At 55.8% G+C, this 2,781-nt stretch carries 3 protein-coding genes; 1 reads left to right on the plus strand and 2 read right to left on the minus strand.

Features of this window, described 5'->3' with window-relative positions; genetic code table 11:
- Positions 1 to 263 (plus strand): transposase (locus EOA23_RS33330; RefSeq protein WP_189341809.1); only part of this gene is annotated, 263 nt, incomplete at its 5' end.
- A gap of 221 nt (positions 264 to 484) precedes the next feature.
- Here the strand turns inward: EOA23_RS33330 and EOA23_RS33335 are convergent.
- Both EOA23_RS33335 and EOA23_RS33340 read right to left on the minus strand, forming a co-directional pair.
- A complete protein-coding gene (locus tag EOA23_RS33335; protein ID WP_127307186.1) occupies positions 485 to 1,675 on the minus strand; it encodes a Xaa-Pro peptidase family protein in 1,191 nt (396 codons plus the stop codon).
- Positions 1,676 to 1,726: 51 nt separating this feature from the next.
- The coding region (locus tag EOA23_RS33340) for a serine hydrolase (RefSeq protein WP_145966571.1) at positions 1,727 to 2,781 on the minus strand (1,055 nt) is incomplete at its 5' end.

Consider the following 2,781-nt stretch of genomic DNA (forward strand, 5'->3'; position numbering starts at 1 on the left):
GTGCCGGATGGCACACCACCACCAATCTCAGGATGCCGAAAAACATGACGGCGATCTTCCTGCCCTCGCGCTCCCCGGAACTGAACCCGGTCGAAAACGTCTGGCAATATCTGCGGCAGAACTGGCTCTCAAACCGCGTCTTCGACGACTACGACGCCATCATCGACGCCGCTTGCGAGGCTTGGCAGAAGCTCCTCGCAGCGCCCGAAATCATCACATCAATCGGAATGCGGCAGTGGGCGCACGTCGGTCAAACTCCATGACTCTTGGTATAATCAGCTAACTGAGCCGTACTGGTCCGGTGAAGGTCTCGGCGCAAGGTGCAGCTTGCGGCGCTCAAATCAGCGAGTGAGCCACGAGCCTTCGCCGCCTTCAGAAATGCCCTCGAACCATAGCTCATATCTCAACGTGACAAGAGTTTGCGTGCGGTCCGCCGGACGGCGGACTGATCCGCCTTTTACCGGTAATCTAAAGTCACCGGAATTCACGCTTCGACTACGGTCAATGTTGTGTCATGAAGGGTTAAGATCTCACATCCTGTCTCAGTAACAGCCCAAGTCTCACTGAACCCCACGCCCGGTGTGCCCGGCATTAGTTCACCAATGGGTGAATGGAACGTCATGCCAGGCTTGAGTTCCAACTCGACGCCTTCACGTATGTAGCAGAGGTCTTCGCACCACGTGGGCGGCGCCCCGGACCCTATTGAATATCCATACACGGCTGGCTCCGGCCATAGCTCTTTGAGGCTGTTGCCGACATCTCGTGCGACATCATGTACGGTACGTCCTGATTTGGCGGCGCGAAACAGGACGCCGAGAGCTTCGTTGATGACCTTGGCTTGCCTCTCGACTCCTGGAGCCGGCTCTCCGATCGCGACTGTATGATAAATTGCACTAGTATAGCGCTGGTAGGCCGCGCCGAACTCGAGAATGACTGTGTCCCCCCGCTTAAGCGGTGTGCGTTTATAAGTGGCATGGACTATCCCACTCCTGTGACCAGCCGCGACAATAGGTTGCGTGCTAAAAAACTCGCTCCCTTCTCGAATCATCGTCTCATAGAGCGTCGCGGCAATCTGATTGTCAGTGGCGCCAGGCCTTGTCACGGCCAAAGCTGCGTGAAGTCCCTTCTTGGTAATCCCGGCCGCCTCACGCATATAGTCCAGCTCGGCTGATGATTTGATCAAACGCGGCTGCTCAACAACCCCGGAAGCGTCAACAAAAGTCGCGTCCGGTAGGCCACGCTTCAGATCTTCGTAAAGCTCAAGAGTAAGGCCGGGCCTCTTCAGCTCAACACCAATCCGCTTCCCTTCCAACTTCAGCTCTTTCACAATTCCCACGAGCCTGCCAGCTTCACCTCCCTCGGCCCAGCGAACACCGCGAATGTCAGCTACCCAGGAATAAAGCAACGCGGGCCCGAGCTCCAAATGTGCCATGTGCAGAATGGGCTCGCCTTCCCGGGGCAAAATCATGCACATGTACCAACCCGTACTAAAACTTTGGTAGCCACTCAGATAGCTTAAGTTAGGCGGATAGGTGACCAGAATAGCGTCAAGGCCATGCTTGTCCATTATGTCTCTAGTTTTTGCAATGCGATGACGAAACTCTGACTCAGAAAACGACAGTTCCTTTGAAATTGCACGGTTCGTTCGAGCTTTGTAATATTGATCATTATCCATTCGAAATTTCCCTCGTGTTCAGGAGTCTGCAATATGGTGAGTGCAACCTTGTTAGCCGCGCAGGTATCTTCCCAGTTCAAGCATTTGCGGCATGATGATCGAGTCGCCAAAGACGGTCGAGGCTATGGGGTGCGACGAGAATTGCGCTACCACCATCTCTGCTCCTGGCGCAATATGTAGCCGTTGACCGTGAATACCGTAAGCTTCGACTGCACTGAATTCGTTGTGCGACACCCACCACATGCTGCGGTACGAATAACCGGGCATACCATTGGCTGTGAATTTCGCCGGATCTCCGCCGATTCGTATGTCGTCGATGACCGATCCCGGAAGGATCTGCCTGCCATTCCATTCGCCTTCTCGGCGGATCAGTTCGCCGAACCGCGCCATGTCTCGCAGGCTCGCATACAAGCCCCCGCTCGCCGACGGCATACCTGCGGGATCGACAACTAGATACCCTTCCTCCTCGCATCCTAATGGCGCCCACAGGCGCTCATGCAGCAGCTGCGCGAAAGAGAGACCTGTCACGCGCGACATCACCCAGGCCATCACCTGCGTGTTCACACTCTTGTAGCTGAATACTTGACCGTGGACGCCTTGCTTGCGAACCGTGCGCAGGAATTCGCAAGAAGTTTGCGGCCCATCGTAGTCAGCTGGCCGCGGCCGCGTCCGACAAGCACGCATATAGATTGCGGAGCTTGATTGGTTATCAGCTTCGTTCTCGTTGTAGTCCATGCCGGTCTGCATGTCCATTACTTGTCGGAGCGTCGCGTCCTCCCACGCAGTTCCACGCAACTCCGGCAGATAGTGTGGAATGAGCTGGCCCTCATCGAGTAAGCCGTCGTGGACCAAAGCCGCAGCGAGTGTTCCCGCATAGGATTTCGTAACCGAAAAACAGGCATGCGGAAGATGCGGTTTAAGCGCACCGAAGTAGCGCTCAAACACTACACGCCCGCGATGCAACACGACGATTCCGTCGGTGTAGGTATCGAACAGTGCCTCCCCAAACCGCCGGCGGCGCCCGTTTAGATCCGTAAACGTCAACGCTTCGACCGTAGTTGTATCCGCGACAGTTGGCTCATTGAAGGAGAGCCCAGCCCCATAGG

Source organism: Mesorhizobium sp. M2A.F.Ca.ET.042.01.1.1 (assembly GCF_003997405.1).
In the GTDB taxonomy this organism is placed as follows: Bacteria; Pseudomonadota; Alphaproteobacteria; order Rhizobiales; family Rhizobiaceae; genus Mesorhizobium.